This window comes from Kitasatospora sp. NPDC005856 (assembly GCF_040629945.1).
Taxonomy (GTDB): Bacteria; Actinomycetota; Actinomycetes; order Streptomycetales; family Streptomycetaceae; genus Kitasatospora.
The window spans coordinates 154,953-157,980 of sequence record NZ_JBEXWT010000009.1 but is presented as its reverse complement, the minus strand read 5'-3'; the positions used below and the strand labels follow the sequence as shown (position 1 = coordinate 157,980).

Genomic DNA, 3,028 nt, shown 5'->3' with positions numbered 1-3,028 from the left:
TCCTCATAGCCCTGCCCGAAGAACAGGCACATCGCCAGCACGAAGTACACGACCACCCGCGCCGGCAGCAGACGGCTGCGTTTCTCACCCCGCCCAGTCTCGGCGATCACCTCATCGACCAGACCCGGCGGAAACGCCTGGGTCAGCACCCCGATCGCAATCCGATCCGACAACCGCTCACTCGCAGGCGACTTGACCTGCCCCACCCTCGCCACGCCACAACCAACGAGACACGGACCACAAAGTCACCGGCATTGCCCCTAAGCTGACGCATGCCACCAGCCCAGGGCCTACTCACATCTACTCGCGCGGCCAGCGGACGACCATCCAGCTCAACGGGGCGATGATGAATCGACCTGCTTTGTAGAACTCCCAGCATCGTCGCCAGGCCGACAGGTCCGCGGCGAGCGGCCGAGCATCCAGCCCGTGACCTGCCCGCACGTGCGGGGCCGACTGCCGATCCGACCCTCGAAAGAGAGTACGAACTGATTCAGTGCCTGCTTCCCGTGTTCGACGTGGTGACGTCGCGCGCCTAGGGATTGATCAGCTCCCGTAGCGTGTGAACTCGCTTCACGCGCTCCGCCAGGTCCGCATTACCATCGAGTGGCGAACGCCCTGGTCAGAGCTGGCGTGCTCCTCCCCGGCCAGGGTGAGTACGGCGTAGATCGCCTTCAATGCCAGTACCAGCTCACGAGCCACCAACCGAAGGCCCCATGCCGGCCGCCGGATGGAAGCCCACGTACGGCTCCGGTCACGGCTGCGAGCCGACCGGGCAACAGAACCGCCGTCCTCCCACGGTGAGGCGCCATCCCTGACATCGTGGTGACGGCATATCGGGTCAACGAGTGAGGTGGGACCTTTGGACCGTGGGACACGGTGGTTGCTGGCGGGGGTCGTGACGGTTTCGACCTTTGCCGTGCCGACGGCGGTGTGCGGGATGTGGGTACTGCCGTCGCTGGTCGACGATGCAGCCACTCGCTGGGGCGTGGCCTCGGCGTTGGGCGCGACGGTGGCAGCCCTGGCCGTGCTCTGGGGGCAAAGCTTCGCCACCTCCGACAGCGGCCAGGGTGTTTCCGGGCCCCCGTCCGGGATGAGTGTCGAGGCATCCGGCCTACGGGCCGTCGCGGTGGGAGGGTCGGTGAGGGGCAACATCTCCACGGGCGATACCGGGACGGGTGCACAGCACACCGCTGGAGCCGGCGGGTCCACAGGTCGGGCTTCCCAGCCGGGGACCCGGGCCGGGCAGGCGCCGGTGACCGGGTCGGTGGTGGCGTCGGGCGAGCGATCGGCAGCCGTCGGTGACGGGGTGGAAGGCGACATCATCACCGGCGACCAGGCCGTAGAACCCCGGCCGTGAAGGGGGCGGCCGGACGGAACTCGCGCGATCCAGGGGACCCGCCCGCAATGCAGGGCAGCGCCGTGGTGGCCTCGGGCGAGCGGTCCATCGCGATCGGCACGTACGGGGGCGCGTTCCTGGGCGTGGCAAGCACCGGGGACAACACGACGATCGTGCAGATGCCGCCGGAGGCACTGCGACCACCCGCGGAGGTGGATGCTCCGCTGGGCCTGGTGAAGCTGGAGAGCTTGCTCGGCCAGGGCATGTTCGTGGGAAGAACACGAGAACTGGGGCAACTGGACAGCGTGTTCGCATCGGACGGTGCCGATGGTCGGGCGGTGCGGGCGATTCACGGACTGGGCGGGGTCGGCAAGAGCACCCTGGCCGCGCACTGGGCCGACACCCAGCGGGACGCGGCCAACCCCATCTGGTCGATCACCGCCGACACGTTGGCCGCCCTGGACGCTGGCCTGGCCGATCTGGCCCGAGCGCTCCAGCCGGCCCTCGCCGGCCTGCGCACGGAGGACCTGCGCGAGCGGGCCGTGCAGTGGCTGGCCACCCACCAGGGGTGGCTGCTCGTCTTGGACAACGTCGACGACCCCGCCAACGTCAAACCACTGCTGGCCCGCCTGTCCACGGGCCGCATCCTGATCACCAGCCGCCGCGCCTCGGGGTGGCACGACATCGCCGCCCCCGTCCACATCGACGTTCCCGACCTGGGCGACGCCCTTGCCGCCCTCACCCGGGTCCTCACACGCAGCTGCGCCGATCCGGTCGATCTGACCGGCGCAGCCGAACTCTGCGCCGAACTGGGGCACCTGCCGCTGGCCGTCCGACAGGCCGGCGCCTACCTGGCCGAAAGCCGGCTGTCCCCCCGCGCCTATCTGCGTCAACTCGCCGACGAACCGGCCTTCATGTACCACGAAGCCGAGGAGGGGTACGAGAGCGAGCGCACCATGGCACGGGTCTGGCAGATCAGCCTCGACCGCCTCGCCGACACCCCCCTGGCCGGGCAGGTCCTGCGCGTTCTCGCCTGGTTCGCCCCGGAGGCGGTCCCCCGCTCACTCCTGGACCACCTCGGCACACCTTCCGCGGTCCAGCAGGCGGTACGGCGTCTGGCGGCCTACAGCATGATCACCGCGACCGGCCAGACGCTGACCGTGCACCGGCTCGTCCAGGCGCTCGCCCGGACCCCCGACGCCGAGGACCCGCACCGCCGGCCGCACGACGTCGCCGCCGCCCTCCACCAAGCGACGGGCAGTCTGGCGGCCGCTCTCCCCTCCACCTGGGACGACCCCGCCGCCTGGAGTACCTGGCGCGCCCTGCTGCCCCACATCGACTCACTCGCCCACCACACGCGCTCCGAAGGGGACACCGAACCCACCGCCACCGTCCTCAACAACGCGGGCCTCTTCCTCTCCACACAGGGCCAACACGGGAGTGCAGGCGCCTACTTCGAACGTGCCGCCGCCAGCCGGGTACGGATCCTGGGCGCCGACCACCCGGACTCCCTGGCCTCCCGCACCAACGTCGCCCAAGGCCATCGCTTGGCGGGCGACCTGGGCCGCGCGATCGCGCTGTTCGAGGAGACACTGGCCGCCGCCGTGCGGGTCCTTGGCACCGACCACCCCGACACCATGACCACGCGCAACAACCTCGCCGATGCCCACCGGATCGCGGGAAACCTGGATC

At 70.1% G+C, this 3,028-nt stretch carries 3 protein-coding genes; 2 read left to right on the top strand and 1 reads right to left on the bottom strand.

Going from position 1 to position 3,028, the window contains the following annotated elements; translation table 11 throughout:
• Positions 1-215: transposase domain-containing protein (locus ABZ449_RS08550; RefSeq protein WP_360342327.1), on the bottom strand; the 215-nt coding region annotated here is incomplete at its 3' end.
• A 680-nt stretch (positions 216-895) separates the two neighbouring features.
• Here ABZ449_RS08550 and ABZ449_RS08545 point away from each other — a divergent pair.
• Complete coding sequence (locus ABZ449_RS08545) at positions 896-1,357, top strand: hypothetical protein (RefSeq protein ID WP_360342324.1); 462 nt, start codon at positions 896-898, stop codon at positions 1,355-1,357.
• A gap of 47 nt (positions 1,358-1,404) precedes the next feature.
• On the top strand, positions 1,405-3,028 hold a 1,624-nt coding region (locus ABZ449_RS08540), incomplete at its 3' end, for a tetratricopeptide repeat protein (protein ID WP_360342321.1).